Source organism: Streptomyces sp. R21 (assembly GCF_041051975.1).
In the GTDB taxonomy this organism is placed as follows: Bacteria; Actinomycetota; Actinomycetes; order Streptomycetales; family Streptomycetaceae; genus Streptomyces.
The window spans coordinates 8,885,681-8,911,581 of record NZ_CP163435.1; the positions used below are offsets into that span (position 1 = coordinate 8,885,681).

The window sequence follows — 25,901 nt, forward strand, 5'->3', positions numbered from 1 at the left end:
GATGCCGCCGAGGTCGACGCCCCGGTAGTCGCCCACCGTGCGGGGACATCGGGCCTCCTGGGCTCAAGTTCGCTGACAGCGGCCAGATTTCGCCCCCGCGCCGAATGCCATGCGACCCCTGGGTGAATGCGGGGCGTCAGCCGGTCATCGGTCATCGGTCATCGGATCGCCGCTCCGCTCGCCCTCCGCCGTGGCGAGGGCCGTCGCCGGATCGCGGACCGCCGGCCCCGCGGGTATCCAACGGCCCCGCTCCTTGCGGTACGGCCACCACCGGCCATCACGCCCCAGGCGCAGCTGGGCCGAGGCGCCGACCACGCTCCAGCGGTTGCCGGAGGCGCGCAGCCGCGGCCGCTCGTCCTCGTCCCAGGCCGACTCCAGGGCGGCACGCGCGCGTGCCAGCGATTCCGCCGCCACGGGCCACTCCTCCTCCAGCACGGACAGCGCCGCCGTACCGCCGTAGCGCCAGGCACGGACGGCCAGCGCCAGATCCTCGCCGTCCCGCCCCGATCCCTCGGCCAGCCGCTGCGCGCCCGCCCTGGGCGGATCGCCCGCGGCGAGCCGCACGGCGTCCTGGGCGGCCGTCAACTCCTCGGCCCCGTCCTGTCCATGACCGGGCCTGAGCGCCTCGGCGAGCAACCGGTGTGCCTCGACGGCCGCTTGGGCCGCCAGGAACTCCACGGCGGTCGCGTCTACCCCCGGCGCGGGCGCGGCCTCGGTGTCCAGGGAGGGCGGCTGCCCCGGCTCGTCGGGCAGCCGTGGCAGGTCCGGCAGCGGCGGCAGGATGTCCCCGGCCGCGTACGCCTCGGCGGCGTCCACGGTGTGCGGGAGGACGTCCGACGCCTCCTCTGCGGGCGCCCGTCCGCGCACCTGAAGCGCGTCCAGCAGTGGGCGCTCGGCGCGTCCCCGCATCAGCAGCAGGGCGAAGGGATCCTGGTCCAGCAGCCGTGCCATCTGGTAGCAGAGCGCGGCGGTGTGCCCGCAGTGGTCCCAGGCTCCGCAGTCGCACGAGGGCTCCAGATCGCCCAGTCCGGGCAGGAGTTCGACGCCGGCGGCCGATGCGTCCTCGACCAGATGCGGCGGCATGTCGCGGTCGAGCAGCGCCGCGACATGCCCGGCCCGCTCGACCGCCATGTCCAGGAAACGGTCCCACTGCTCCGGAGACAGCTCCTGAAGCAGGACGTCCGCGCGGTGCGCCGTACGGTCACGGTCCAGGACGACGGCCGTGATGCGCCCCGGACGCACCGATACGGCTCCCACCGCCCCGGCGCGAGCCAGCCTGCGCCCCGCCTTCACCTGCTGCGAGTCCAGTGCCGTGTCCTCCAGCGCCTTCAACCAGGCCTGGCCCCACCATGTCTGCGCGAAACTGCGCCCCTGCGCGGGCGGCAGTGCGGCAAACGTGCGTTCGTCGTTGTGGTCCGTCATCGTGCGCCCCCTCGCAGTTCGACCAGGTCGGCCAGTTCGGCATCGGTCAGCTCCGTGAGTGCCGCCTCGCCGGCGCCGAGCACCGCATCGGCGAGCTGTTGTTTGCGCTGGAGCATGGCGGCGATGCGGTCCTCGATGGTCCCCTCGGCGATCAGCCGGTGCACCTGCACGGGCCGGTTCTGGCCGATGCGGTACGCGCGGTCGGTGGCCTGGGCCTCGACGGCGGGGTTCCACCAGCGGTCGTAGTGCACGACGTGCTCGGCTCGCGTCAGGTTCAGCCCCGTGCCCGCGGCCTTCAACGACAGCAGGAAGACGGGGACTTCGCCCTCCTGGAAGCGCTCCACCATCGCCTCCCGGGCGGCGATGGGCGTGCCCCCGTGCAGGAACTGCGTGGCCACGCCGCGCGCCGCCAGATGGCGTTCGATGAGGCGCGCCATCCGCACGTACTGCGTGAAGACCAGAACGCTCGCTCCCTCGGAGAGGATGGTGTCGAGCAACTCGTCGAGCAGCTCCAGCTTTCCGGACCTGCCCGCAATCCGCGGCCGGTCCTCCTTGAGGAACTGCGCCGGGTGATTGCAGATCTGCTTCAGCCCGGTGAGCAGCTTCACGATCAGGCCGCGCCGCGCCATGCTGTCCGCGCCCGCGATCTCCGCGAGCGTCTCGCGCACCATCGCTTCGTAGAGGCCCGTCTGCTCCGTGGTGAGCGAGACGGCGCGGTCGGTCTCGGTCTTCGGCGGCAGCTCGGGCGCGATACCCGGGTCCGACTTGCGGCGGCGCAGCAGGAACGGGCGCACGAGCTGGCCGAGCCGCTCTGCCGCCGCGGGGTCCTGACCGCCCTCGACCGCCTGCGCGTACTGCGTGCGGAAGGCGGCGAGCCTGCCCAGCAGCCCGGGCGTGGTCCAGTCGAGGATCGCCCACAGCTCCGAGAGGTTGTTCTCCACCGGGGTGCCGGTGAGCGCCACGCGCGCGCGTGCGCCGATGGTGCGCAGCGCTCGGGCCGTCGCCGAGTACGGGTTCTTCACGTGCTGGGCCTCGTCCGCGACGACCATGCCCCACGACACCTCGGAGAGCCGTGACGCGTCGAGCCGCATCGTGCCGTACGTGGTGAGCACGAACTCCCCGTCGGCCAGTTCCTCCAGGCTCCGCCGGGAACCGTGGAATCGGCGTACCGGGATGCCGGGCGCGAACTTCTCGATCTCCCGCTGCCAGTTGCCCATCAAGGAGGCCGGACACACCACGAGGGTAGGACCCGCGGCCGTCGCGTCGCTCTGCCGGTGCAGATGCAGAGCGATCAGCGTGATGGTCTTGCCCAGCCCCATGTCGTCGGCCAGGCAGCCCCCGAGGCCCAACGATGTCATCCGGGCCAGCCAGTTCAGGCCGCGCAGCTGGTAGTCGCGCAGCGTCCCGGCCAGCGCGGCCGGCTGCCCGACCGGATCCTGCCCCTCCGGGTCCGCCAGCCGCTCCCGCAGCGTCGCCAGCCAGCCCGTGGGCCGTACGTCGACCCGGCGGCCGTCGATCTGCGTCGAGCCCGTCAGAGCGGCGCTGAGCGCGTCGATGGGGGTGAGCTTGCGGTCCTGCTGCGCGCGGGCGTGCCGCACTGCCTGAGGGTCGACGAGAATCCACTGGTCACGCAGCCGCACCACAGGGCGGTTCGCCTCGGCGAGACAGTCCAGCTCCTCTCGGGTGAGCTGCTGATCGCCCAGCGCGAACCACCAGTCGAAGGCGAGCAGTGCATCCGCGGACAGGAAGGACGGCGCGCCCGATGTGGCCTTGTCCGGGCCGTCCCCGTCGTCGGGCGGGCCGATGACCGCGCGGGCGGTCAGATTGCGCGCCAGCTCCTTGGGCCAGTGCACGTCGACACCGGCGAACGCCAGCGAGCGTGCGCCGTCGCCGAGCAGGTCGGTGACATCCTCGTCGGCCAGTTCGACGGCGTCCGGCACGGCCGCCGACAGCAGTGGGGTCAGCGGGGCCCAGGCCCGCGCAGCGCGGCGCAGCGCGAGCAGGGCGTCCATCCGCGCGCGCGGGCCGAAGGCCGCGGATCCGGCCCAGACGGCGGCGGCGTCCGCGACCAGCGTCGGATCGCTGACGCTGTGGATCTGGAGCACCGCGCGGAACGGCAGCGGCGTGTCGTCCGACACGGCCGGCAAGAGCCCCAGCACCTCTACGCGCAGCGAGATCCGTACGCCCGCGTCGTGCCCGGCGGCGACATCTGCGGCCCAGGCGCGCTGCTCGGGCACGTGCTGCGGCTCCCGCGCCGCGAACGGCGCTCCGCCCGCCGCGAGCGCCGCCGCGGGGGAGCGGGGCAGCGCGTCGGCGGCCGCGTCGAGGAAGGCGCGCAGCAGCCGTTCCGGATCGGGCAGTCGCAGGGGCTCCGCGTCGTCCACGGGGACCGCGTGCCCCTCGGGCGGCATGGCGGCGGCCAGCTCCCGGATCCGCTCCAGGTCCTCCGCGCGCAACGGACCCGCACGCCACGCGTCGTGATCGGTGGCGGTCAGCCCGGGCAGCAGGAGTCCGCGCGCGGCGAGTTGGAGGGCGAGCACCGAGGCCGCGCCCCAGAACGAGGTCGCGCGGTGCGCCTGCCCGGCGGCACGCGCGCGCGTGAGGACCGGCAGCGCGGTGCGCACCGGCAGCAGGACGGCGGGCACGGTTACCAGTTCGACGCCCTCGTCTGCAGGCAACACGACATCCAGATCATCCGCGGAACCGGAGGCCACCGTGGGAGGAGCTTCGCCGTCGGGTCGCCAGAAGGCGACACTGCCGGTGCGCGGTGGATCGGCGGGCACGAACACGGCGCAGCAGCGCGCGAGTTCGGAGGTCTCGGCGGGAGTTGCTGCGGGAATCCTCTGCTCAGCTATGACGCATTCCTCAAATTTGACTAGTCGGCGGAGTCGCCGAGGTTACAACACTCCGGAGGCCGGGCGGCGATGCGAAGGATATGACGTGGGTCACCTCCGCTGAGGGTGGCTGCAACCCCCCGATCGTGCGGGGTCAGCCCCCGCCCTACACGGGTGGTAGCGCCATGGTCGCCGAAGGCCAGCCGTCCGTACGTTCGTCAGGCCGGCCCATTCCGCACGGGTCGATCGGTTCGTTCCTTGAGAGACCGGAGACCCACCATGCCTCAGACCGCCGCAGCCGTCGTGGACCTTCCCCCGGGGGCACCCGTCGGGCAGGCCCTCGGAAGCGAGTTCACACCCCTCCTGCGCACCGTCAAGGAGCACGGCCTTCTCGACCGCCGCCATGGCTGGTACGCACTCAGGATCGCCGAGAACACGCTGGCCCTCGCCGGTCTCGTGACAGGCGTCGTGCTCATCGGCAACTCCTGGTGGGCCCTGCTCCTGGCCCCGCTGCTCGCGGTGTTCTCCGCCCGGACCGCCTTCATAGGCCATGACGCGGGCCACTCCCAGATCACCGGCGACAAGTCCGTCGGCCGTCTGATCGGCCTGATCCACGGCAATCTGCTGCTCGGCATGAGCTATGCGTGGTGGAACGAGAAGCACACGCGTCACCACGCGAACCCCAACCACATCGACAAGGATCCCGATGTCCTCGCCGATGTCCTGGTCTTCACCAGCGGACAGGCCGGCGAACGAACCGGCTTCCGGCGCTGGCTCACCCGCTACCAGGCCTGGCTCTTCTTCCCGCTCACCCTCCTAGAAGGCATCGCCCTGAAGGTCCACGGCTTCCAGGACCTGCGTCGGCAGGCGCCGCGCGAGCGAGCGGTGGAGGCGCTGCTGCTGGTGGCCCACGTCGCCGCCTACGCCGCCCTGCTGCTCACCTCCATGTCCCTCGGCAAGGCCCTCGCCTTCGCCGCCGTCCACCAGGCGCTCTTCGGCCTGCACCTGGGCCTGGCCTTCGCGCCCAACCACAAGGGCATGGAGATGCCCGACCCGGACGGCGATCGCTGGGGCCACCTGCGCCGTCAGGTGCTCACCTCGCGGAACATCCGCGGGTCCGTCCTGACCGACTGGCTCCTCGGCGGCCTCAACTACCAGATCGAGCACCACCTGTTCCCGAGCATGCCCCGCCCCCATCTGAGGCGGGCCCAGCCCCTGGTGCGCGCGCACTGCCGGGAACTGGGTATCCCCTATGCGGAGACCGGGCTCGTCGACTCCTACCGGCAGGCCCTGGGCCACATGCACGAGGTCGGAGAGCCGCTCAGGACCCGATAGCGGGGCACACTGTCAGGGATGACTAGGGGGCGCGCCTCAGGGACGTATCAGGGTCGCGGTCCGGAACCGTGGACGGCACCGACCCGTTCTTTGGACAGAGAGCGGCAGCAGCCGCGGAGGAGGCGACACAGATGTCGAACAACGCGAAGATCGCCGCAGGTGGTGTGGCGGTCGGGCTCATCCTGCTGATCTGGCTGCCCTGGTGGGCCTCCCTTCTGATCGTGCTGGGAGTCCCGACGGCCGCGTACCTGACGCTGGACCCCTCGCAGCGGCGCAGGCTGCGCCGCGTCACGCGCAAAGAGATCGGCCGCTGAGGCGCTACCGACCTGGTGCGTCTGCGTTCACCGCGCAGGAGTTGACCACATTGCCGCTCGCGGGCCTGCCCACGGCATGGTCCGCGGGCGGCTGCGTGCTTCGCTCCACCCAGTCGGTGAGCACGTCGAACGCCGACCGGTAGCAGGGCAGGATCGGCCTCAGCTGCTGCGGGTAGGCGTCGTACAGCCCGTCGACGTGGGTGCCGCCCAGCACCGTGTAGTAGCGATGCAGCCGCCCCCGGCCGCTCGCATCGATCATCTGTGCGTACACGTCGGAGTCCGCTGCCTTGGGCAGCAGCGCGTCCAGGTCGCCGTGCAGCGTGATCAGCGGCTTGCCGATCCGCCCCGTGAGGGCCACCCGGGCCACGGCCCGATGGACGGACGCGGGGCGCGATGCGTAGTCGTACGCCGCGTCTGAGGCACAGGGTGCCAGGATCTGCTCGGCCGTCGACCCGGCGGACGCGCCGGGGCAGCCGGTGTCGTACGACGGGTCGAACTCGGCGCGGTAGATCTTCTGCGTGACGCCCCAGTACGCCTTCTCGTGGTACGGCCACAGGAACTCCGAGCCGTGAGCGAAGCCGGCCGCGTGCATGTCCTCGTCCCCGGCCCGGCCCAGTGTCCGCGCCACCGCCGTGGGCAGCGAGGTGAGCAGGTTCGGGCCGCCCTCGGTCCACAGCGCGCCCTCCCAGTCCAGACCGCCGTCGTACAGCTCCGGATGGTTCTCCAACTGCCAGCGCGTGAGATAACCGCCGTTGGAGATGCCTGTCATGTACGTCCGCCGCGGTGCGTGCCCGTAGCGATGGGCGACCGCCCGCTCGGCGGCACGGGTGAGCTGGGTGGTCCGGGCGTTCCACTCGGCGACCGCGTCCCCGGGCCGGGTTCCGTCGCGATAGAAGTCGGGCCCGCTGTTGCCCTTGTCCGTGGCGGCGTACGCGTATCCCTGGGCCAGAACCTGGTCGGAGATCGCCGTGTCCGTCGCGTACTGCTTGCGCGTGCCCGGGGCTCCCGTGACCACCAGGCCGCCGTTCCAGCGGTCCGGGAGCCGGATCACGAACTGGGCGTCGTGCCGCCAGCCGTGCGTCGCGTTGAAGTGCGAGTCGTCCGGGAAGTACCCGTCGATCTGCGTTCCGGGCACCCCGGACGGATGGCGCGTCCCCTGCGCCGTCAGCCCCGCCTGGTCGGCCATGTCCGTGTACGGCGTCCCGGCGAGGCCGGACGTGGTCAAGTCCCCCAGACAGGCCCTCTCCTGGAACTCGGCGCCCGGCACGTGCACCCGCTGCTGATGGGCGCAGCGACCGTCCCGCGCCGCTGTGGCCCATGCGGGAGCCGGCCCGGGAACGGTCAACGCCAGCAGGGCGACGGCGATGAGGGGCACACCTCGGGACACACGCATGACCGGCCTCCATGGCAGGGCGCGAACGAGCAGGGGAGAGAGGGCTGCCTCATGGTGGAGGCGAGCCCCGTGCTCGGCCATGGGTTGGCACCACATGGGATGGCGGCGGCGCATGGGGGATCAAGACAGCCGTGAAGGCGAACCCGTGTCATACAGACGGGCGTTGGCGGCATTCCCGACGCAGGTCGCGGCCCAGCCAGGCGCATCGCGCAGGGCGGGGTCCGTCAGCTGGGCCGTACCGCCATCTTGTCGAGAGCCTCCAGGAGGCCCGGCAGCTCCGGTCCGCGGCCCACCGGCAGGACCTCGCCCGGCTCCTCGTCGAGAAGCACGAACGCGATGTCGTCGGTCCTGGCCACCATGGACCAGCCGGGACCGTCGGCGCGCAGCGTACGGGCGTCGCCGGTGGCGAAGGACGAACGGACGCGGCCCAGCGGCGGCGGCGTCTCCACGTAGGAGCGCGCCTCCGCGAGTACCCGACGGACGCCGCCGCGGGACTCGCTCCCGCCCTCGCCGTCCTCCGCCTCGTCCCGGCCGTCCTCCTCGGCGGAGGCCTCGCCGTCCTTGGGCGCAGCGAAGTCGCCGTCGTCGATCTGCTCGCGCCAGATCGCCCACTGAAGGGCGATCTCATCGGCGCCGAGGCGCCGTTGGGCGGGCCCCCACGAAGCGGTGTCGGGCGGACACAGCGGAGGCCGCTCGGTGAGCTCGGGCTCCGGATCGTGCGGGGCCGGCACTCCGGGGGCCGCGACGGCGACCGCCAGGGGCCAGCCGGGCAGCGCGGCGACGACCGTGCGCTCATCGGGCGACAGGTCGTACTCCATACCGCAGTCCCAGGAGGCGATGGCGACCGCGACCAGGGAGACGTCGTCGATGACGACCGTCCACCGCGCACCGTCGCTGTCCTGGCCGATCACCAGACCGTACCCGTCGGCCAGCGGCGCGAGACCGAGCGCCGCACATGCCTCCGGATAGTCGTCCCCCAGCACGCTGGGGAACTTCGCCGGTGTGAGCAGCACAGCTGTCAGCACATACAGCGCGTCGTCGTCCCCGGTGACGACGGCGTCGTCGTCCGTCCCGGCCATCCCTGCCTCCCCTTCGCTTCACCCGTCGGCGCACCCTAATGCGCCCGGAAGCCGGTTGTCACGAGCCGTACGTACACGCGGAGCTGCAGGTATCCGGCTGGACAGGGGCGAATCGGCCGTCCTGGCCCGCGCGGGTCATGCCGCGGGCAGCCCGAGGAGCGTCCGGGCCACCGTGTGGGGCGACTCATCGCGCTCCCGGGCGAGGGCGATCACCGCGCGACAGGCCAGTTCGTTCACCCCGAACGACAGTGCCTCCGGGGACACCCAGGCCGAGGCCTCGTCGATCTGGTCCTGGTTGTCCTCCGCGCAGGCCGAGACATACGCCGCGGCCGCCTCGAACACGTTGTGCGTACGCTTCTTCTCCGGCCGCCGCTTCACGGTCCGAGGGACTTCCTGACCCTCGGCCGTTTCCGGGCGCCATATCTTGCGGAGCCTGTCGATCATGCCGGACATCGGGCCACCTTCCCCCTGTGCGATGGTCATCGCTGATCGTTCATCTGTTGCTACTCAACGTAGAGTTGAAGTTTCCACGGCAGAAGGGGGACGGCCCGGTGAAGCGCTACGAGCGGCTCGGACAGATCCGACGGATGGATCCGGAGCAGGACGCGTCGGAGATCTACCGGCTCACCGCCGCGTACGAATTTCCCTGGGACTTCACCCGGGCTCTGGAACTCGCGCTCTACCGCACCTACGCCGTCCCCAGCATCGGCCGGTTGCTCGCCGAGACGGCGGAACTCACCGACCGGCCGCAGAAGCGCTACGACGACACGGCCCTGCTCCTCGACACCATTGTGGAGCACGGCTTCGACGCCGACGAGGGCCGCACCGCGATGCGCCGCATCAACCAGATGCACCGCAGCTACGACATCAGCAACGAAGACATGCGTTACGTCCTCTGCACGTTCGTGGTGATGCCCAGGCGGTGGATCGACGCCTACGGCTGGCGCAGGCTGTCACGGCACGAGATCGTCGCCTCCACCGTGCACCACCGCACCCTGGGGCGGCACATGGGGATCAAGGACATTCCCGAGACCTACGAGGAATTCGAAGCCTGCCTCGACGCCTACGAAGAGGCCCATTTCGGGTGGGACGAGGGCGCGCGCCGGGTCTCCGACTCAACGCTGGACCTGATGGCCTCCTGGTATCCGCGCCCCCTCGCACCCCTGCTGCGTACCTCGACCCTCGCCCTGCTCGACGAGCCGCTGTTGCGAGCCTTCCGGTACGAGCCGCCGGGTGCCGCCACGCGCGCGCTGGTCCGCCGGGCGGTACACGCACGTGGCCGTCTGGTCCGCCTGCTGCCGCCGCGCCGTGCCCCGCACTTCGCCCGGCAGAACTGGGAGATCAAGGGCTACCCCGACGGCTACCGCGTCGACGAGCTGGGCACCCGTCCGACGCCCGGCGTAGGCGGCTGCCCCGTCTCAGCTGCCGCCCGCGTCGAGTGAGTTGATCGTGTTGCGCAGCCAGGCCAGTTCGGCCTGGCTGGTGGCCCGCGCGATGGTGAGGATGCCGCGCCGGAAGGGGTCGTCCAACTCCTCCGCGCTCAGCGGCCGGTCGCCGTCGTAGAAGAAGCTCGCCGGCTCCTCCAGGAAGGCGAGCCTGCGCCGCAGCACCGCGGCCTGGGCCGCCGGGTCGTCCAGGTGCCGCAGGAACGCGAGCACCGTGAACCAGCGGTTCTCGTCGGTGATGTCCCGCTGCACCGGTTGCGCCAGCCGGCGGCGCAGCTCGTCCCGACCCTCCTCGGTGAGGGTCAGGACGTGCCGCGGGGCGGCCACGGCGCCGGGCTGCGTCGCCCGCGCCAGCAGGTCCGCCTTCTCCAGTCGCTTGATCGCGGGGTACAGCGTGCTCTCGGCGACGGGCTTCACATGCCCCGTCAGCGCCGTGATGCGTTTGCGCAGCTCATAGCCGTGCAGCGGGGCGTCGAACAGGAAACCAAGGATGGTCAGCTCCAGCATGCCCTCATTCTGCCCCACCACCGCTGTACATCTCTGCCTTCATATATCGCTTCCGTAATACATCGGCACCGATGTATTGTCTCCGAAGTGCGAGAAGAACGATGCGGCGGCACAAGGGAGAGCGCGATGAAGCAGGCCGAGTTCGACGGCAAGGGAAGCCTGATCCGCTGGACGGAGACGGAGGGTGCCGAACCCGCGCGGGTGTACGTGCACGGCCTGGGCGCGGCCTCGACGGTCTACAACGCCCACATCGCGGCCCGGCCCGAACTGGCGGGCCGGCGCACCCTGTTCGTCGACCTGCCAGGTCACGGGATCAGCGACCGTCCCGCGGACTTCGGCTACACGCTGGAGGACCACGCCGACGCGCTGGCGGCCGCGCTGGACGAAGCCCGCGTCACGGGGGCGGAACTCATCGCCCACAGCATGGGCGGCGCCGTCGCCATCGTGCTCGCCCACCGACGGCCCGACCTCGTCTCACGACTGGTCCTCGTCGAGGCGAACCTCGACCCGTACCCCCCGGTCACCGCGGGCAGCAGCGGCATCGCCTCCTTCAGCGAGGACGACTACGTCGACAACGGCGGCCACGCGCGCGTGCTGGAAAAGGTCGGGCCGTCCTGGGCGGCCACCATGCGGCTCGCCGACCCGCGCGCCCTGTACCGGACGGCGGCCGGGCTCAGGCGCGGCACGACCCCCACGATGCGCCGCATGCTCGAGACGTCGGCGGCAGAGCGCGTCTACCTCCAGGGCGAGCTGACCGGCCAACTCCCGGGCAGGGACGGTCTGGAGACGTTTGGTGTACGAGTGGTGACCGTGCCCTCCGCCGGGCACAACATCATGTTCGACAACCCCGACGCCTTCGTGGCCGAGGTGGCGGGAAGGGGCTGAGCCGTCAGCCGTTCAGCCCCCCCGTACGGCGAGTGCTCAGCCTCGGCGTACGGCCAGCGCGAGGAAGCGGGCGTCCTCGTCGACGTACGACGTCATGTCCCAGCCGGAACCGGCCAGCAGCGGGCCGAGTCGGTCCTGCGCACGCAGATCGTCCGGGGTGATGCGGCGGCCCTGGCGTGCGGCGAGGGCCGCCCGGCCGATCGGGTGGAAGAGCGCCAGCGTCCCGCCGGCTCGTACCACCCGTGCCAACTCCCGCAGGTTTTCGGCCGGATCGGGCAGATGCGAGACGAGGCCCGCGCCGAACACGGCGTCCAGCGACCCCGTCCGCAACGGCAGCCCGGTCACGTCGGCGACCAGAAGCTGTCCGTCACGATCCCGTCCGGCCCGTACGGCGGCCTCCAGCATGGCCGGGGTCAGATCGGCCCCGATGACGACTCCGGACGGGCCCACGGCGGCACGCAGCGGCGGCAGGGCACGCCCGGTGCCGCAGCCCGCGTCGAGGACGCGATCGCCCTTGCGCAGTCCGAGTTCGGCGACCGCGGCCGCGTAGGCGGGCCCGTCGTCGGGGAAGCGGGCGTCCCAGTCGGCCGCCCGCGCGGTGAAGAATTCCTGGACGTGTGTGTGGTCGTCGCTCATGTTCCGCATGATTCCTCACCGACACGAAGGACAACGCGGTGCACATGTTCGAGCGTGACGCGATCGTTCAGGTGCATGTCCGTGTCATATTGCAGCACCTTTCGAAATGCGCCCCCTACGTGCGCCCCTGCCCCCGCTAGCGTCCCTGGGCCATGGGACACCTGGACCACGCCACCTTCGGCTGGCTGACCCCCGCGCTGTCGTATCTGATGGCCTGCATCGGCGCCGCCCTGGGGCTGCGCTGCACCGTCCGTGCGCTCGGCACCACGGGGCGCTCGCGCCGCAACTGGCTTCTCACCGCCGCCTCCGCGATCGGCACGGGCATCTGGACGATGCACTTCGTGGCGATGCTGGGCTTCAGCGTCACCGGCACGGAGATGCGCTACAACGTGCCGCTGACCATCCTCAGCCTCGTCGTCGCCATGGTCGTCGTGGGCGCCGGCGTCTTCGCGGTCGGCTACGGCCGTGAACGCGGCCGCGCCCTTTTCCTCGGCGGACTGACCACCGGGCTCGGCGTCGCGAGCATGCACTACCTGGGCATGGCGGCGCTGCGACTGCACGGCGCCGTGCACTACGACCCGATGCTCGTCGGACTCTCCGTCGTCATCGCCGTGGTGGCTGCCACCGCGGCTCTGTGGGCCGCGCTCAACATCAAGTCGCCCGTGGCCGTCGCCGTCGCCTCCCTGGTCATGGGAGGAGCGGTGAGCAGCATGCACTACACCGGGATGATGGCGGTGAGCGTGAGCGTCAGCCCCTCCGGCAAGGCCTTGCCCGGAGTCACGGCGATGCAGTTCATCTTCCCTCTCGCCGTGGGCCTCGGGTCCTATCTCTTCCTGACATCGGCGTTCGTCGCGCTGTCCCCGACGGCCGGCGAACGCGAGGCATCCGCATCGGCCCAGCAGCCGGTCCAGAGCGTCGCCCGCTAGCTGCGGGCCCGGAGCCACGACGGCCCGCAAGGACGCCCGAACCTTTCCGAGCGAGGAGGCCATGCGTACACCCCGTAGGACCCCCACAGGCGCCGCCGAGGCGCCGCCCCAGCCCCCGCCGCGGGGCCGCCGCGCCCATGCGGGCCCTCCTGCCGACGAGTACACCGACCCCGACGAGATGCAGTCCGGCTCGTCGCCCGAGACACCCGCACATGCGGTGCGCTGGCACGTGCGCCCTCGCACCGTGCGCGCGAAGATCGTCTGCCTGCTGATGGTGCCGGTCGTCTCCCTGCTCGCCCTGTGGGCGTACGCCACCGTGACCACCGCCCAGGACGTCTCACGGCTGCGTCAGTTGCAGAGCGTGGACAAGACGGTCCGCGCTCCGGTCGACGACGCCGTCGCCGCGCTCCAGACGGAACGCGAGGCCGCCGTCCGCTACGCCACCGACCCCGCCGCCGTGCAGCAGAACGACCTGAAGAAGCTGGCGGGACGCACCGACCGCGCGCTGGCGAAGCTGCGGCTCGGCGACCACAACACCGTTGCCGACGGCGCCGACCTGCCTGCCGGAGTGGCCGAGCGCCTGGACGCCTTCGTCACCGGCGCCGAGGGGTTGCCGACCCTGCGGACCGCCGTCCTGGAGCGCCGTGCCGGATGGGACGAGGCGTACGGGCAGTACACCAAGACCATCGCGACGGCGTTCTCCGTGGGCGGCGCGCTCACCGGCATCCAGGACGCCGATCTCGGCTCCGACGCGCGCGTGCTGCTCGAATTCTCCCGGGCGGGGGAGGCGCTGGCCCAGGAGGACACGGTGCTCTCCAGCGCCCGGCTCGCCGGAACCCTGGACGGCGAACGGCTGCGGCTGTTCACCGGCGCCGTCGACACGCGTCACACCCTGACCGATGCGGCGGCAACGGATCTGCGCGGGCCCGAACGAGCTGCCTGGCACGACCTCGTGGAGGGGAGCGCCTACGCCCACGTGCGCGCCGTCGAGGACAAGGTGCTTGTGTCCCGGCCCGGCGGCAAGGCGATCGATGCCGCGCCGGCAGCCGACTGGAGCACGCCCCACGCGCGCGTGCAGGACGGCATGCGCACCATCGAGGCGGACGCGGGCCGCGGTGTCGCCGACCGGGCCGACCCGTTCTCGCGCGGGCTGCTCACGCCCGCCGGTGCCGCCGTCCTCTTCGGCCTCGCCGCAGTCGCCGCATCCCTGGTGATCTCCGTACGCATCGGACGCGGTCTCGTCGTGGAGCTGGTGAGCCTGCGCAACGGCGCCCTGGAGATCGCCCGCCGCAAACTCCCCGAGGCCATGCGCAAACTGCGCGCCGGAGAAGAGATCGACGTCCGTGCGGAGGCCCCGCCCGGGCCGCCCGCGGAGGACGAGACCGCACAGGTCGCGGAGGCCCTGGGCATCGTCCACCGCGCCGCCCTGCGCGCCGCCGTCGAACGCGCGGAACTCGCCAGCGGAATCTCGGGCGTCTTCGTCAACCTCGCCCGGCGCAGCCAGGTCCTCGTGCACCGCCAACTGAGCCTGCTGGACAGCATGGAACGCAGGTCCGACGACCCCAACGAGCTGAGCGACCTGTTCCGGCTCGACCACCTCACCACACGCATGCGGCGCCACGCGGAGAGCCTGATCATCCTCTCCGGAGCCGCCCCCGGCCGTGCCTGGCGCATGCCCGTCTCCCTGACGAACGTCGTCCGCGCCGCCGTATCCGAAGTCGAGGACTACGCGCGCGTGGAGGTACGACAACTCCCCGAGGCCTCCGTGGCCGGTGCCGCCGTCGCCGACCTCACGCACCTCCTCGCGGAGATCGTCGAGAACGCGGCACAGTTCTCGCCGCCGCACACCCGCGTCCGCGTCACCGGAGAACCGGTCGGCAACGGCTACGCCGTGGAAGTGGAGGACCGCGGGCTCGGCATGGGCACGGAGACACTCGCCGAGGCCAACCGCCGCATCGAGCAGTCCGAGGCGCTCGACCTGTTCGACAGCGACCGGCTCGGCCTGTTCGTGGTCAGCAGACTCGCCGCGCGACACGGCATCAAGGTGCACCTGAGGACCTCGCCCTACGGCGGCACCACGGCGGTCGTCCTGCTCCCCACGGCCCTGCTGCACGGCGGTGCGGCGGAACGTTCCCCCAAGGCAGCCGACACCGGACGGCCCGCTGAACGCGAGTACGCGCGCGTGGCAGCCGCCCCGGAGCAGGACTCACTCCAGGCGCTGACGGAACGGCCCGCCCTGGCCGTACCCCTGCAAGCCGCCGTCGAGGCCTCCTCGAACGGCTCATCCGAAACCCCGCCACCTGGAGTCACCACCTTGCGCCTGCACAGGCCCGCGGAGGACTCCGAGGCATCCGACGACCTTCCGCGGCGCGTACGGCAGGCGCATCTCGCTCCACAGCTGCGCGAACAGCGCCCCGAGGAGCGGGCGGACGCCTCGAGCCCCCGCCCCGACGACGAGCGCACCCCCGAAGTCGTACGAGACCGCATGGCGGCCTACCGCGACGGCTGGGCGCGTGGCGGCGGAAGGACACCCGGGCTCGGCGTCGCCCCCGATGCCGAACCGGGCAGTGACAGCAGCGAAGGAGACCTCGCATGATCCAGGACCCGAGTATGAGGGCCGCCCAGCGGTCGGGCGAACTCGACTGGCTGCTGGACGACTTGGTACTGCGCGTCGCCGAAGTGCGGCACGCCGTGGTGCTGTCCAACGACGGCCTCGCGGTGGGCGCGTCCACCGACCTCCGGCGCGAGGACGCGGAGCACCTCGCCGCCGTCGCCTCCGGTTTCCACAGCCTGGCCAAGGGCGCCGGCCGTCACTTCGGTGCCGGGGGCGTGCGCCAGACGATGGTGGAGATGGACGACGGCTTTCTCTTCGTGGCGGCAGCGGGCGACGGCTCGTGCCTCGCCCTGCTCACCGCCGTCACGGCCGACATCGGCCTGGTGGCCTACGAGATGGCGCGGCTGGTCAAGCGCGTCGGCGAACACCTCTACACGCCGCCGCGCGTCGCAGCGCAGCCGCCCGCCGCCGGATGACCGAGGACGGTCGGTGCAGATGACCGAGGACAGGCCCGGCGCCCTGGAGCAGCCGGGCAGCCAGTGGTACGACAACGAGGCCGGACCTCTCGTCCGCCCCTACGCCATGACGGGCGGCCGCACCAAACCCGGGCCCACCGGGGTGCGCTTCGACCTGATTGCCCTCGTCACGCTCGACACGGCCGCGCCCGGCGTCGACGACGACACCTCCCTGGGTCCCGAACACCGGGCCCTCATCGAGCTGTGCCGCGTCGAGACACAGTCCGTGGCCGAGCTCGGTGCGGGAGCGGACCTGCCGGTGGGAGTCGTGAGGGTGCTCCTGGGCGACCTTCTGGAGCTGGGCTGCGTCACCGTCAGCCGCCCCGTGCCGCCCGCACAACTACCCGACGAACGCATTCTGCGCGAGGTGATCGCGGGATTGAGGGCGCTGTAGATGAACCAGGTGGACGCGGCCCGTGCCGACTTGCGCATACATTCGGGCACCGAACAGGCGAGAGTCGGTCACAACGGTGAAATAGCGGTCCAATCCCCCGAAGGGGAGTCGCAGTTGCCATGATGCAGACTCCGCACAAATGTACCGACGTCGACCGTTGCCGGCACTCCCGAGAGAAGTGATCGATGGTCTCCGAGAACTCCGACGCCTCGGGTGGCGAAATGACCGCCCTGGCGTTGAAGATACTGGTCGCCGGCGGATTCGGCGTGGGCAAGACCACCCTGGTGGGCGCGGTCAGTGAGATCAGGCCACTGCGCACCGAGGAACTGCTGAGCGAGGCCGGCCAGTCGGTCGACGACACCGACGGCGTGGACCAGAAGGTCACGACGACCGTCGCCATGGACTTCGGGCGCATCACCATCAGGTCCGGACTCTCGCTCTACCTCTTCGGCACCCCCGGACAGGACCGTTTCTGGTTCCTGTGGGACGAGTTGTCGCAGGGCGCCCTCGGAGCCGTCGTCCTCGCGGACACCCGGCGGCTCGAGGACTGCTTCCCCGCGGTGGACTACTTCGAGCACCGGCACATCCCGTTCGTGGTGGCCGTCAATTGCTTCTCGGGCGCGCGCACCTACGGCGCTCAGGACGTGTCCCGGGCCCTCGATCTGGACCGGGGCACGCCTGTGGTGCTCTGCGACGCCCGTGACCGCGACTCGGGGAAGGAGGTGTTGATCCGTCTGGTCGAGTACGCCGGGCGGGTACACACCGCCCGGCTGCTCGATTCCGTGGGCTGAGGGCCGGCCGGGCCGGAGCGTCAGTCGGCCACGGCGGACTGGGCCAGGACCTTCTCGATCCGCAGGCGTATGAGGAGTTCACCGGGGACGCCATTGCGCTTCCCGAACTCCTCGGCGCGGTCCTCGCCCATGTACCTCGCGCCTATCCGCGCGGCCCAGTCCCGCAATTCGCCGAGATCCTCGGAGAGTTCGGCCCGCCCCTGCAGCACGACGAAGTCGAAGGGTGGCCGGTCGTCGTCCACGCACAGCGCGGCCCGGCCGTCACGGGCCAGGTTCCGCCCCTTCACGCTCTCCTTCGCGGTGTTGAACACCACGTCGTCGCCGTCCAGCAGGAACCAGATCGGCGTCACGTGCGGACTCCCGTCCGCCCTGACGGTCGACAGCTTTCCGGTGCGGGTGCCGTGCGAGACGAACGCCCGCCATTGCTCATGGGTCATCTTCTGTGCCATGCCGCCCATCCTCCTTGCTCGGACGGCGGCCGTGGGGAAGGCTGGCAGGTCGGATCCTCCGGCCAGGGAGGACAGACGAACGGGGAGAGCGGATCATGGTGCAGAACGCGGGACTCGGCTGGCTGTTGGACGACCTGACCGAGCGCGTCGAACACGTACGGCACGCGTTGGTGCTGTCCAACGACGGGCTGGTGACGGGCGCCAGTACGGGACTTCGGCGCGAGGATGCCGAGCATCTCGCCGCCGTCTCGTCCGGCCTGCACAGCCTGGCCAAGGGCTCCGGCCGCCACTTCGGCGCGGGCCAGGTGCGCCAGACCATGATCGAGTTCGACGACGCGGTCCTCTTCGTCACCGCGGCGGGCGCGGGCAGCTGTCTGTGTGTCCTCAGCGCCGCGGAGGCCGACATCGGCCAGGTCGCCTACGAGATGACCCTGTTGGTGAACCGCGTCGGTGAGCATCTGGCGGTGGATGCGCGAGCGCCCGAGCGGACATCCACGATGGACCTCTGACCTGCGTAAACGCTGTAGTCGTCAAAGTTATCCACAGGCTCGGCGCGAGATCGGCCGATCCGGCTACGGTTTTTCCCGAAGCAAGCGCACGCCAGCGTGAGCAACTCGGTCCACGGGGAGAACCGCCATGTCCGGCAACACCATCACGCAGTCCGGCCCATCAACATCCGGCACTTCGGTGTCCGTCACGCCCGCTGCCGCCACGGTCGTGCCCGCGGTACACCGGCCGACGCTCGCGCTGAGCAGCGCGGCGCGCCAACTGGACCTTCGACGAGGCGAGTTCGACCTCGCCGTACAGCTCGGCCGCATCCGGACCGTTCCTGACGACGGGGGAGGAGGACGCCGCGTCACACGCGCGGAGATCGACCGGGTGCGCTCCGGGCCCGGCTTTCCGGCGGCGCTGCGCGACCGCGTCACGGTCGTCGGTACGACGGAGGGCGCGGCCCTGATGAAGGTGACGACCACCAGGTTCACGCGTCTCGCGCGCCTGGGCCTGATCGTGCCGGTGAAGTTCTATCTGAACAGGTACCGGGCGGTGGTCTGGCTGTATCTGGCCGAGGAACTGCGGGAATTCGCGGCCGACGAGCAGCGCGCCCGGCTGCTGAGCGGACGCATTGCCGAGGGACTCCGCGACCAACTGCAGGCGGGCCTGGACCTGCGCCCGCGCAACTGGCGGGGACGGCACATGGGGTTTCTGCTGCGGCAGGCCGAGGACCCCTGGGCGCGCGCCGCCGTCCTGGCCTCTCTGCTCGATCCCGTCCAGGTGGCGGAGATCGTCAGGGACCCGTACGAGCGGGCCCATCTGAACCGGTTCCGGCCCCCGCTCGCCTCCCACGGGGCACCGGAATCCGCCGCCGCACACCTCGCCTCGCGGATCATGACGGCGAGCGACCCCGATGAGATCAGCTGGCTCAGGGCGGACTTGGGGCAGGCGGTCAAGGAGGCCCGGGAGTTCCGCCCCGCTCCCCGCCCCGCGCCGAAGCCCTCACCGCCGGCTGCCGCACACCAGGCGCCTCCGCCCGGGGAACCGCCGGCCCCGGGCGAGGCACCGGAACGCTCGCGACGACTGCTGGGCTGGCTGCGCCGCAGAAACTCCTGACCAGGCCAACTCCAAGTCGGCGGAACACCCTTACCTTTCGACCGGACGGCCGGACACCTGCCTAGAGCGCCCGGAAAAGGCCCTCCTGGACGACCGAGACCAGCAGGCGCCCCTCCAGGTCGTAGATCCGCCCGCGGGCCAGGCCGCGTCCACCCGTCGCGATCGGGGACTCCTGGTCGTACAGGAACCACTCGTCCGCCCGAAACGGCCGGTGGAACCACATGGCGTGATCGAGCGAGGCCATGTCGAAGCCGCGCGGACCCCACAGCGGCTCGACGGGGATGCGCACCGCGTCCAGGAGGGTCATGTCGCTCGCATAGGTGAGGGCGCAGGTATGCACGAGCGGGTCGTCGCCCAGAGGACCGACGGCGCGCATCCACACCGCGCTGCGGGGTTCGGCGTCCTTGATCTCCTCGGGGGTCCAGCGCAGCCGGTCCGCATAGCGGATGTCGAAGGGCTGACGCCGGGCCATGCGCTCCAACGCTTCGGGGAGCGTGCCCAGATGTTCCTTGATCTCCTGCGTCACCGTCGGCAGCGACTCCGGATCCGGGACCTCGCGAGCGGGCGGCAGCTGATGCTCGAAGCTCCCTTCCTCAGGCTTGTGAAAGGAGGCGGTCAGATTGAAGATCGTGCGGCCCTGCTGCACGGCGGTGACCCGCCGGGTGGTGAACGACCGCCCGTCCCGCACCCGTTCGACCTGGTACACGATGGGCACGCCCGGCCGTCCCGGGCGCAGGAAGTACGCGTGCAGCGAGTGCACCGGCCGGTCGCCATCCGTGGTGCGGCCGGCGGCGACCAGGGCCTGGCCCGCCACCTGGCCGCCGAAGACACGTTGCAAGGATTCCTGCGGGCTGCGGCCGCGGAAGATGTTGACCTCGATCTGCTCCAGGTCGAGCAGATCGACGAGCCTCTCGGCTGGGTTCGTCATGGGTTGCATTCTCCTGTGCTCACAGCTGGCCGACGTCGGTGACCCGGATGATCGCCCGGCCCTCCGCGTCGGAGGCGGCGAGGTCGACCTCCGCGCTGATGCCCCAGTCGTGATCACCGTTCGGGTCGGCGAAGGTCTGCCGGACGCGCCACAGGTTGTGCTGTGGCTCCTCGGTGATCAACAGCAGCTTGGGGCCGCGTGCGTCGGGGCCGGTGCCGAGGTCCTCGTACTCGTCCCAGTACTTGTCCATCGCCTCGCCCCAGGCGTCGGCGTCCCAGCCGGACTCGGCGTCCATCTCGCCCAGCTCGTCGACGTGGTCCAGGGCGGCGAGTTCGACGCGGCGGAACATGGCGTTGCGGACCAGGACGCGGAAGGCGCGTCCGTTGGAGGTGACCGGCTTGACCTGGTCGGCCTTCTCCTGGGCCTCCTCGGCCGTCATCTCCTCGGGGTTGGCGAGCTGCTCCCACTCGTCCAGGAGGCTGGAGTCGACCTGGCGCACCATCTCGCCCAGCCAGGCGATGAGATCCTCCAGGTCCTCGGACTTGAGGTGGTCCGGGACGGTGTGGTCGAGGGTCTTGTAGGCACTCGCGAGGTAGCGCAGCACGATGCCCTCGGTGCGCGCGAGCTCGTAGTGGGAGACGAACTCGGTGAAGGTCATGGCGCGTTCGTACATGTCGCGGATGACGGACTTCGGGGAGAGCGGGTGATCGCCCACCCACGGGTGGCTCTTGCGGTAGGTGTTGTACGCGTGGAAGAGCAGCTCCTCCAGAGGCTTGGGGTACGACACGTCCTGGAGGCGCTCCATGCGGTCCTCGTACTCGACGCCGTCCGCCTTCATCGCCGCCACGGCCTCGCCGCGCGCCTTGTTCTGCTGGGCCGCCAGGATCTGCCGCGGATCATCCAGCGTGGACTCGACGACGGACACCATGTCCAGCGCGTACGAGGGGGATTCGGGGTCGAGGAGGTCGAACGAGGCGAGCGCGAAGGTCGACAGCGGCTGATTGAGCGCGAAGTCCTGCTGCAGGTCGACGGTAAGGCGCACGATGCGTCCGCTCGCGTCCGGCTCGTCGAGCTTCTCGACGATGCCGCCGTCGAGGAGGGAGCGGTAGATCGCGATCGCCCGCCGGATGTGCCGCAGCTGCTGCTTGCGCGGCTCGTGGTTGTCCTCCAGCAGATGACGCATCGCGTCGAAGGCGTTGCCCGGCCGGGCGATCACGGACAGCAGCATCGTGTGCGTCACCCGGAAACGCGACGTCAGCGGCTCCGGATCGGAGGAGATGAGCTTCTCGAAGGTGTTCTCCGTCCAGCCGACGAAACCCTCGGGAGCCTTCTTGCGTACCACCTTCCGGCGCTTCTTCGCGTCGTCGCCCGCCTTGGCCAGCGCCTTCTCGTTCTCGATGACGTGCTCGGGCGCCTGCGCGACCACGAAGCCCGCCGTGTCGAAGCCGGCGCGTCCGGCACGACCCGCGATCTGGTGGAACTCCCGCGCGCGCAGCGTCCGCACCCGGTTGCCGTCGTACTTCGTCAGCGCCGTGAACAGCACGGTGCGGATGGGGACGTTGACGCCGACGCCGAGGGTGTCCGTACCGCAGATGACCTTCAGCAGGCCGGCCTGGGCCAGCTTCTCCACCAGGCGGCGGTATTTGGGCAGCATGCCCGCGTGGTGCACGCCGATGCCGTGCCGCACGTAACGGGAGAGATTGCGGCCGAACTTGGTGGTGAAGCGGAAGTTGCCGATCAGCTCGGCGATCTGGTCCTTCTCCTCCCGCGTGCACATGTTGATGCTCATCAGCGCCTGCGCCCGTTCCACGGCCTGCGCCTGGGTGAAGTGCACGATGTACACCGGGGCCTGCTTGGTGGCCAGCAGCTCGGTGAGCGTCTCCGTCAGCGGAGTCAGCACGTACTCGTAGGACAGCGGGACGGGGCGGGTCGCCGAGCGGACCACCGCGGTGGGGCGGCCGGTGCGCCGGGTGAGGTCCTTCTCGAACATCGCGACGTCGCCGAGTGTCGCCGACATCAGGATGAACTGAGCCTGCGGCAGTTCCAGGATCGGGATCTGCCAGGCCCAGCCACGGTCACCCTCGGCGTAGAAGTGGAACTCGTCCATCACGACCTGGCCGACGTCGGCCTGCTTGCCGTCGCGCAGCGCAATGGAGGCCAGCACCTCGGCGGTGCAGCAGATGACGGGCGCGTCGGCGTTCACGGAGGCGTCGCCGGTGAGCATGCCGACGTTCTCGGTGCCGAAGATCTTGCACAGCTCGAAGAACTTCTCCGAGACGAGCGCCTTGATCGGCGCCGTGTAGAAGGTGACCTCGTCGCGGGCGAGCGCCGCGAAGTGGGCAGCCGCGGCGATCATGCTCTTGCCCGAGCCGGTGGGCGTGGACACGATCACGTTCGCGCCCGAGACCACCTCGATCAGTGCCTCCTCCTGGTGCGGATAGAGGGTGAGACCACGTTCCCCGACCCACGACTCGAAGGCTTCGTAGAGGGCGTCGGGGTCTGCGGTCTGCGGCAGCTGATCGATGAGGGTCACGGACCCATCTTGCCTGTCCTCCCGCTCGATGGGGGAATCGGATGCTCGTCCGAAGATCACGAACGCTACGCTGTGGCGCCGACGACGTGTCAGCGTGCGCGGGCAACTGGACAGCGGGACAAGCGGAATGGGGCGGGGTACGGCGATGATGGGACCAGCACACTCACTGTCGGGAGCCGCGGCGTGGCTCGGCGTCGGCGCGGCGGCTGCCGCCGCCGGCCACACGATGCCCTGGCCGGTCCTCCTGGTCGGCGCGCTGATCTGCGCCGGTGCGGCGCTCGCCCCCGACCTGGACCACAAGGCGGCCACCATCTCGCGGGCCTTCGGGCCCCTCTCGCGGGGACTGTGCGAGATCGTCGACAAACTCTCGTACGCCGTCTACAAGGGGACGAGGAAGCCCGGCGACCCGCGACGCTCCGGCGGCCACCGCACACTGACGCACACCTGGCTGTGGGCGGTGCTGCTCGGCGCGGGTACCTCGGTCGTGGCGATCACCGGCGGCCGCTGGGCGGTCCTGGCCATCCTCTTCGTCCACATTGTGCTCGCCATCGAGGGTCTGCTCTGGCGGGCGACCCGTGGCTCCAGCGCCGACGTCCTGGTCTGGCTGCTGGCCGCGACGAGCGCGTGGATCCTGGCGGGAGTGCTGGACAAGCCGGGCAACGGCTCCGACTGGCTGTTCACGGCACCCGGCCAGGAGTACCTGTGGCTCGGGCTGCCGATCGTCCTGGGCGCGCTGGTGCACGACATCGGGGACGCGCTGACGGTGTCCGGCTGCCCGATCCTGTGGCCGATCCCGGTCGGCCGCAAGCGCTGGTACCCGATCGGCCCGCCCAAGGGCATGCGGTTCCGCGCCGGCAGCTGGATCGAGCTCAAGGTGCTGATGCCGGCGTTCATGCTGCTCGGCGGAGTGGGCTGCGCGGCGGCGCTCAACTTCATCTGAGCGGGCGGCTCGGCCGCACACCGGCGGTCCGTGCCTGCCGTAGAGGCCATGCCTCCCGCAAGGCCTTCGCCTCCGGCAAGGCCCCCGTCTCACGTAAGGCTTTCGCCTCACGCGCTGTCGTTGTCGGCTTTCTCGCCCGTTCCGCCGTACCGTCGCTCGAACTGGGCGATCCGTCCCTCGGAGTCCACCGTCCGTGCCTTGCCCGTGTAGAAGGGGTGGCTCTCCGAGGAGATCTCCACGTCCACGACCGGGTAGGTCTCGCCGTCGTCCCAGTCGATGGTCTGCTTGCTGGTCGCGGTGGACCGGGTGAGGAAGGCGTAGCCGGCGGCGCGGTCACGGAAGACCACGGGGCGGTAGTCGGGAAGCTGGGGCATGAAGGCTCCTCGGGTGGGAGTGGCGGGGCGGGGTCGGCGGCGTCAGCCGGACAGGGAGTCCTCGTCGACGATGTGCATCGCGGCCTCCTCGGCCGACGCGGCGGCGCCGTCGATGCCCACGTCGGTGGCGATCAGCCCGCTCTCCTCGTCCTCATGGGCGCCCTCGTTGGGTGCCACGAGCCGACCGGAGCGGGAGGCGCCCACTTCGTTGTCCAGGGGTTCGCCGTCGGTGCCCTCGCAGTCGCCGATGCCGTCTCCGTCGGAGGCCGCGATGTCGGGCAGCTCTTCCGCCAGGCGTTCCTCCAGGGTCTCTCCCCGGTGCCCCTCGGCCGCGGTCACGCCGGAGCGCTCCACCGCCCATGGGCGGTCGGGTGGCGACCAGCCCCGGTCCAGAGGGTCGTCGACACCATCGGCGACCAGGGTGTCCTCGCCGTCGAGCAGCCCCGAGTCGTCCTGCACTTCGGAGCCGTCGGGCTGATAGACGTCGTCTCCCCATCCGTCGGCGCTGTCCACGGGTACCTCCTGGTGGTGGGGCGGGCCGAGTCCCGCCGTGCTCCACGGCGGACGCGGGTACCGCTCGGCGCAGGCGGCGACCTCGCGAACCGGATGGTTGCCAGGTGCTCCCCGAGCCGGTGCCCATACCCAGCCTTCCACCCCCTTTCGGCACCGCGCAACGCCAGAGCACCCATGGGACGCGCCGACCACGTGGACGGCGGTGCCGGATCGGCGCCGAGTCCGGTGCGGGGGCACGAGCGTGGTTCAGTCCGCCAGGTCGGCGCTCGACCACACCTGACCGGCGTCGTTCACCAGCTCCACCCGGTCGATCGTGGCCGTCGCCCCGTAGGTGATCCAGGTGGCCCGTCCGGAGGATGGGGTCCACCACTGGCCCGCGTCGTGGCGGGTGCCGTCCTTGAGGACCAGGCGGCAGCGGTAGTGGGTGTCGGGAGGACTGTCGGTGATCTGCATGACCACGACCCGATGGTTGTCCACGTAACTCGGCTCGACGGTTCCCACCGTGGATCCGCCGCGGCTGACGAGCAGGGCACCGTGATCACTCGCGGTGACCGACGACGGCGGGTTCTGGTCGGCGATCGTGGTGGCGACCGCGCCGAGACCCACGCCCATAGCCGCGGCCGCGGCGACCAGCAGGGGGATGCGATGCGAGCGGCGCGGGGCAGGTCTGCGGACCTCGATGCGGTCGAGGACCCTGGCGTCGAAACCGGCCGGGGCGGCGACGGTCGGTGCCGCCGGCAGTACCGCGTCGACGGCCCCCGAGATCTCGTCGTACACCGTCCGGCAGGCCGGGCAGGTGTTGAGGTGGCCGAGGAGCGTCGACTGCTCGTCGGGAAGGGTGCCGAGGGCGAGGGCGATCAGTTCGTCCTCATCGGGGTGGTGGTCCGTCACGGCTGTCCTCCTTCAACGAGGCGCGCAGCCTGCGCAGGCCGGTGCGGATGCGGGTCTTGGCGGTGCCGAGAGGGATCTGCTCGTGCTGTCCCACCTCGGCCGCGGTGCAGCCGCCCAGGACGGCGAGGGCGACGGCGCGTGCCTGCTCGATGGGCAGGTCACGCAGGCGGGCGACGGCGTGGCTGCTTTCGATGGCGGTCAGTGCCTGTCGTTCGGGGCCCTCCTCCTCGAGTGTCACGTCGATCAGCCGCTCCAGTGTCTCCGCGAGGACGGGGGTGGCACGGCGGGCCCGGACCGCGTCGATGGCGGCGTTGCGGGTGATGGTCAGCAGCCAGGTCAGCACCGAGGCGCGCCGTGCGTCGTAGTTGCCCGCGGCACGCCAGGCGCGGACGAAGACCTCCTGGCTCACGTCCTCCGCGAGGCCCGGCTCGCGTGTCACGGAGAGCGCGAGGCCGTACACCGCGTTCTGGAAGCGGCGGACGAACGCGACCGATGCCGCCTCGTCGCCCAGCGCGAAGCCGGCGACGAGTGAGGCGTCGTCGGTCCGGTCCGCACGAGAGAACAGCTCCACATCTCATTGGTACGTCCGAAACGGCCGGAGGGATTGCGCAGAGCGGCAGACAGGGGCTCCGCAA

Annotated in this window: 26 protein-coding genes; 12 read left to right on the forward strand and 14 right to left on the reverse strand. The window is 71.0% G+C overall.

Annotated elements, in window-relative coordinates:
• Nucleotides 1-144 precede the first annotated feature (144 nt).
• The gene (locus AB5J56_RS39735; protein WP_369240430.1) at nt 145-1,422 is read right to left on the reverse strand and encodes an SWF or SNF family helicase; all 1,278 of its coding nucleotides are present in this window, start codon (nt 1,420-1,422) and stop codon (nt 145-147) included.
• Nucleotides 1,419-4,262 (reverse strand): DEAD/DEAH box helicase, encoded by a 2,844-nt coding sequence (locus tag AB5J56_RS39740; RefSeq protein WP_369243054.1) that lies wholly within the window; start codon nt 4,260-4,262, stop codon nt 1,419-1,421. Before AB5J56_RS39740 ends, AB5J56_RS39735 begins: the two co-directional genes overlap by 4 nt.
• A gap of 273 nt (nt 4,263-4,535) precedes the next feature.
• On the opposite strand from AB5J56_RS39740, the gene AB5J56_RS39745 reads away from it, so the two are divergent.
• Nucleotides 4,536-5,591, forward strand: coding sequence for a fatty acid desaturase (locus AB5J56_RS39745; RefSeq protein ID WP_369240432.1), 1,056 nt, complete (start codon nt 4,536-4,538; stop codon nt 5,589-5,591).
• Nucleotides 5,592-5,722: 131 nt separating this feature from the next.
• A complete protein-coding gene (locus AB5J56_RS39750) occupies nt 5,723-5,905 on the forward strand; it encodes a hypothetical protein (protein ID WP_369240434.1) in 183 nt (60 codons plus the stop codon).
• 4 nt (nt 5,906-5,909) lie between these two features.
• Here the strand turns inward: AB5J56_RS39750 and AB5J56_RS39755 are convergent, their stop codons facing one another.
• From AB5J56_RS39755 to AB5J56_RS39765, 3 genes are all read right to left on the reverse strand, one after another.
• On the reverse strand, nt 5,910-7,298 hold the full coding sequence (locus AB5J56_RS39755) for a tannase/feruloyl esterase family alpha/beta hydrolase (RefSeq protein ID WP_369240436.1): 1,389 nt from the start codon (nt 7,296-7,298) through the stop codon (nt 5,910-5,912).
• 224 nt (nt 7,299-7,522) lie between these two features.
• Nucleotides 7,523-8,377, reverse strand: a complete 855-nt coding sequence (locus tag AB5J56_RS39760; protein WP_369240438.1) for a hypothetical protein — start codon at nt 8,375-8,377, stop codon at nt 7,523-7,525.
• A 135-nt stretch (nt 8,378-8,512) separates the two neighbouring features.
• On the reverse strand, nt 8,513-8,830 hold the full coding sequence (locus AB5J56_RS39765; RefSeq protein ID WP_369240440.1) for a hypothetical protein: 318 nt from the start codon (nt 8,828-8,830) through the stop codon (nt 8,513-8,515).
• Nucleotides 8,831-8,928: 98 nt separating this feature from the next.
• Here AB5J56_RS39765 and AB5J56_RS39770 point away from each other — a divergent pair, with 98 nt between their 5' ends.
• A complete protein-coding gene (locus AB5J56_RS39770; RefSeq protein WP_369240442.1) occupies nt 8,929-9,819 on the forward strand; it encodes an oxygenase MpaB family protein in 891 nt (296 codons plus the stop codon).
• Here the strand turns inward: AB5J56_RS39770 and AB5J56_RS39775 are convergent.
• Complete coding sequence (locus tag AB5J56_RS39775; RefSeq protein ID WP_369240444.1) at nt 9,796-10,329, reverse strand: PadR family transcriptional regulator; 534 nt, start codon at nt 10,327-10,329, stop codon at nt 9,796-9,798. The two genes, AB5J56_RS39770 and AB5J56_RS39775, sit on opposite strands and share 24 nt — an antisense overlap.
• A 126-nt stretch (nt 10,330-10,455) precedes the next feature.
• On the opposite strand from AB5J56_RS39775, the gene AB5J56_RS39780 reads away from it, so the two are divergent.
• Nucleotides 10,456-11,214 (forward strand): alpha/beta fold hydrolase, encoded by a 759-nt coding sequence (locus tag AB5J56_RS39780; protein ID WP_369240446.1) that lies wholly within the window; start codon nt 10,456-10,458, stop codon nt 11,212-11,214.
• 36 nt (nt 11,215-11,250) lie between these two features.
• Here AB5J56_RS39780 and AB5J56_RS39785 read toward each other — a convergent pair whose 3' ends face one another.
• Complete coding sequence (locus AB5J56_RS39785; RefSeq protein ID WP_369240448.1) at nt 11,251-11,850, reverse strand: class I SAM-dependent methyltransferase; 600 nt, start codon at nt 11,848-11,850, stop codon at nt 11,251-11,253.
• Nucleotides 11,851-12,002: 152 nt separating this feature from the next.
• Between AB5J56_RS39785 and AB5J56_RS39790 the strand changes: the two genes are divergently transcribed.
• The 5 genes from AB5J56_RS39790 (at nt 12,003) to AB5J56_RS39810 (ending at nt 17,030) form a co-directional block, all read left to right on the forward strand.
• Entirely contained in the window at nt 12,003-12,776 is a 774-nt protein-coding gene (locus AB5J56_RS39790) for an MHYT domain-containing protein (RefSeq protein ID WP_369240450.1), read from the forward strand.
• Nucleotides 12,777-12,837: 61 nt separating this feature from the next.
• Nucleotides 12,838-15,372, forward strand: a complete 2,535-nt coding sequence (locus AB5J56_RS39795) for a nitrate- and nitrite sensing domain-containing protein (RefSeq protein ID WP_369240452.1) — start codon at nt 12,838-12,840, stop codon at nt 15,370-15,372.
• Complete coding sequence (locus tag AB5J56_RS39800; protein ID WP_369240454.1) at nt 15,369-15,806, forward strand: roadblock/LC7 domain-containing protein; 438 nt, start codon at nt 15,369-15,371, stop codon at nt 15,804-15,806. The genes AB5J56_RS39795 and AB5J56_RS39800 overlap by 4 nt, the downstream gene beginning before the upstream one ends.
• 19 nt (nt 15,807-15,825) lie before the next feature.
• Nucleotides 15,826-16,239, forward strand: coding sequence for a DUF742 domain-containing protein (locus AB5J56_RS39805; RefSeq protein ID WP_369240456.1), 414 nt, complete (start codon nt 15,826-15,828; stop codon nt 16,237-16,239).
• 185 nt (nt 16,240-16,424) lie between these two features.
• Nucleotides 16,425-17,030 carry an ATP/GTP-binding protein gene (locus AB5J56_RS39810; protein WP_369240458.1) on the forward strand — a complete coding sequence of 202 codons (606 nt, stop codon included), beginning with the start codon at nt 16,425-16,427 and terminating at the stop codon, nt 17,028-17,030.
• A gap of 20 nt (nt 17,031-17,050) precedes the next feature.
• On the opposite strand, the gene AB5J56_RS39815 is transcribed toward AB5J56_RS39810, so the two are convergent.
• Complete coding sequence (locus AB5J56_RS39815; RefSeq protein ID WP_369240460.1) at nt 17,051-17,479, reverse strand: PPOX class F420-dependent oxidoreductase; 429 nt, start codon at nt 17,477-17,479, stop codon at nt 17,051-17,053.
• 95 nt (nt 17,480-17,574) lie between these two features.
• Between AB5J56_RS39815 and AB5J56_RS39820 the strand changes: the two genes are divergently transcribed.
• Together AB5J56_RS39820 and AB5J56_RS39825 are read left to right on the forward strand one after the other, a co-directional pair.
• Complete coding sequence (locus AB5J56_RS39820) at nt 17,575-17,988, forward strand: roadblock/LC7 domain-containing protein (RefSeq protein ID WP_369240462.1); 414 nt, start codon at nt 17,575-17,577, stop codon at nt 17,986-17,988.
• Between the two features lie 127 nt (nt 17,989-18,115).
• Nucleotides 18,116-19,087: a DUF6397 family protein gene (locus AB5J56_RS39825; protein ID WP_369240464.1), complete on the forward strand. Its 972-nt coding sequence runs from the start codon at nt 18,116-18,118 to the stop codon at nt 19,085-19,087.
• A 61-nt stretch (nt 19,088-19,148) separates the two neighbouring features.
• Here AB5J56_RS39825 and AB5J56_RS39830 read toward each other — a convergent pair whose 3' ends face one another.
• A complete protein-coding gene (locus tag AB5J56_RS39830) occupies nt 19,149-20,015 on the reverse strand; it encodes an acyl-CoA thioesterase (protein WP_369240466.1) in 867 nt (288 codons plus the stop codon).
• Between the two features lie 19 nt (nt 20,016-20,034).
• On the reverse strand, nt 20,035-22,548 hold the full coding sequence (locus AB5J56_RS39835) for a DEAD/DEAH box helicase (protein ID WP_369240468.1): 2,514 nt from the start codon (nt 22,546-22,548) through the stop codon (nt 20,035-20,037).
• Between the two features lie 145 nt (nt 22,549-22,693).
• Between AB5J56_RS39835 and AB5J56_RS39840 the strand changes: the two genes are divergently transcribed.
• Nucleotides 22,694-23,488: a metal-dependent hydrolase gene (locus AB5J56_RS39840; RefSeq protein ID WP_369240470.1), complete on the forward strand. Its 795-nt coding sequence runs from the start codon at nt 22,694-22,696 to the stop codon at nt 23,486-23,488.
• Between the two features lie 107 nt (nt 23,489-23,595).
• On the opposite strand, the gene AB5J56_RS39845 is transcribed toward AB5J56_RS39840, so the two are convergent.
• The 4 genes from AB5J56_RS39845 to AB5J56_RS39860 form a co-directional block, all read right to left on the reverse strand.
• Nucleotides 23,596-23,862, reverse strand: a complete 267-nt coding sequence (locus AB5J56_RS39845; RefSeq protein ID WP_369240472.1) for a type B 50S ribosomal protein L31 — start codon at nt 23,860-23,862, stop codon at nt 23,596-23,598.
• A gap of 42 nt (nt 23,863-23,904) precedes the next feature.
• Nucleotides 23,905-24,375: a DUF5709 domain-containing protein gene (locus AB5J56_RS39850; protein ID WP_369240474.1), complete on the reverse strand. Its 471-nt coding sequence runs from the start codon at nt 24,373-24,375 to the stop codon at nt 23,905-23,907.
• Nucleotides 24,376-24,621: 246 nt separating this feature from the next.
• A complete protein-coding gene (locus AB5J56_RS39855; RefSeq protein ID WP_369240476.1) occupies nt 24,622-25,266 on the reverse strand; it encodes an anti-sigma factor in 645 nt (214 codons plus the stop codon).
• Nucleotides 25,244-25,837, reverse strand: coding sequence for an RNA polymerase sigma factor (locus tag AB5J56_RS39860; RefSeq protein WP_369240478.1), 594 nt, complete (start codon nt 25,835-25,837; stop codon nt 25,244-25,246). The genes AB5J56_RS39855 and AB5J56_RS39860 overlap by 23 nt, the downstream gene beginning before the upstream one ends.
• Nucleotides 25,838-25,901 lie beyond the last annotated feature (64 nt).

What these genes read in the sequence shown, in the direction of transcription:
- AB5J56_RS39745 (WP_369240432.1), top strand. Translation starts at nt 4,536, where the DNA reads ATGCCTCAGACCGCCGCAGCCGTCGTGGACCTTCCCCCGGGGGCACCC.
- AB5J56_RS39750 (WP_369240434.1), top strand. Translation starts at nt 5,723, where the DNA reads ATGTCGAACAACGCGAAGATCGCCGCAGGTGGTGTGGCGGTCGGGCTC.
- AB5J56_RS39765 (WP_369240440.1), bottom strand. Translation starts at nt 8,830, where the DNA reads ATGTCCGGCATGATCGACAGGCTCCGCAAGATATGGCGCCCGGAAACG.
- AB5J56_RS39815 (WP_369240460.1), bottom strand. Translation starts at nt 17,479, where the DNA reads ATGGCACAGAAGATGACCCATGAGCAATGGCGGGCGTTCGTCTCGCAC.
- AB5J56_RS39845 (WP_369240472.1), bottom strand. Translation starts at nt 23,862, where the DNA reads ATGCCCCAGCTTCCCGACTACCGCCCCGTGGTCTTCCGTGACCGCGCC.
- AB5J56_RS39825 (WP_369240464.1), top strand. Translation starts at nt 18,116, where the DNA reads ATGTCCGGCAACACCATCACGCAGTCCGGCCCATCAACATCCGGCACT.
- AB5J56_RS39810 (WP_369240458.1), top strand. Translation starts at nt 16,425, where the DNA reads ATGGTCTCCGAGAACTCCGACGCCTCGGGTGGCGAAATGACCGCCCTG.
- AB5J56_RS39790 (WP_369240450.1), top strand. Translation starts at nt 12,003, where the DNA reads ATGGGACACCTGGACCACGCCACCTTCGGCTGGCTGACCCCCGCGCTG.
- AB5J56_RS39780 (WP_369240446.1), top strand. Translation starts at nt 10,456, where the DNA reads ATGAAGCAGGCCGAGTTCGACGGCAAGGGAAGCCTGATCCGCTGGACG.
- AB5J56_RS39785 (WP_369240448.1), bottom strand. Translation starts at nt 11,850, where the DNA reads ATGAGCGACGACCACACACACGTCCAGGAATTCTTCACCGCGCGGGCG.
- AB5J56_RS39795 (WP_369240452.1), top strand. Translation starts at nt 12,838, where the DNA reads ATGCGTACACCCCGTAGGACCCCCACAGGCGCCGCCGAGGCGCCGCCC.
- AB5J56_RS39775 (WP_369240444.1), bottom strand. Translation starts at nt 10,329, where the DNA reads ATGCTGGAGCTGACCATCCTTGGTTTCCTGTTCGACGCCCCGCTGCAC.
- AB5J56_RS39755 (WP_369240436.1), bottom strand. Translation starts at nt 7,298, where the DNA reads ATGCGTGTGTCCCGAGGTGTGCCCCTCATCGCCGTCGCCCTGCTGGCG.
- AB5J56_RS39800 (WP_369240454.1), top strand. Translation starts at nt 15,369, where the DNA reads ATGATCCAGGACCCGAGTATGAGGGCCGCCCAGCGGTCGGGCGAACTC.
- AB5J56_RS39820 (WP_369240462.1), top strand. Translation starts at nt 17,575, where the DNA reads ATGGTGCAGAACGCGGGACTCGGCTGGCTGTTGGACGACCTGACCGAG.
- AB5J56_RS39805 (WP_369240456.1), top strand. Translation starts at nt 15,826, where the DNA reads ATGACCGAGGACAGGCCCGGCGCCCTGGAGCAGCCGGGCAGCCAGTGG.
- AB5J56_RS39840 (WP_369240470.1), top strand. Translation starts at nt 22,694, where the DNA reads ATGATGGGACCAGCACACTCACTGTCGGGAGCCGCGGCGTGGCTCGGC.
- AB5J56_RS39830 (WP_369240466.1), bottom strand. Translation starts at nt 20,015, where the DNA reads ATGACGAACCCAGCCGAGAGGCTCGTCGATCTGCTCGACCTGGAGCAG.
- AB5J56_RS39735 (WP_369240430.1), bottom strand. Translation starts at nt 1,422, where the DNA reads ATGACGGACCACAACGACGAACGCACGTTTGCCGCACTGCCGCCCGCG.
- AB5J56_RS39760 (WP_369240438.1), bottom strand. Translation starts at nt 8,377, where the DNA reads ATGGCCGGGACGGACGACGACGCCGTCGTCACCGGGGACGACGACGCG.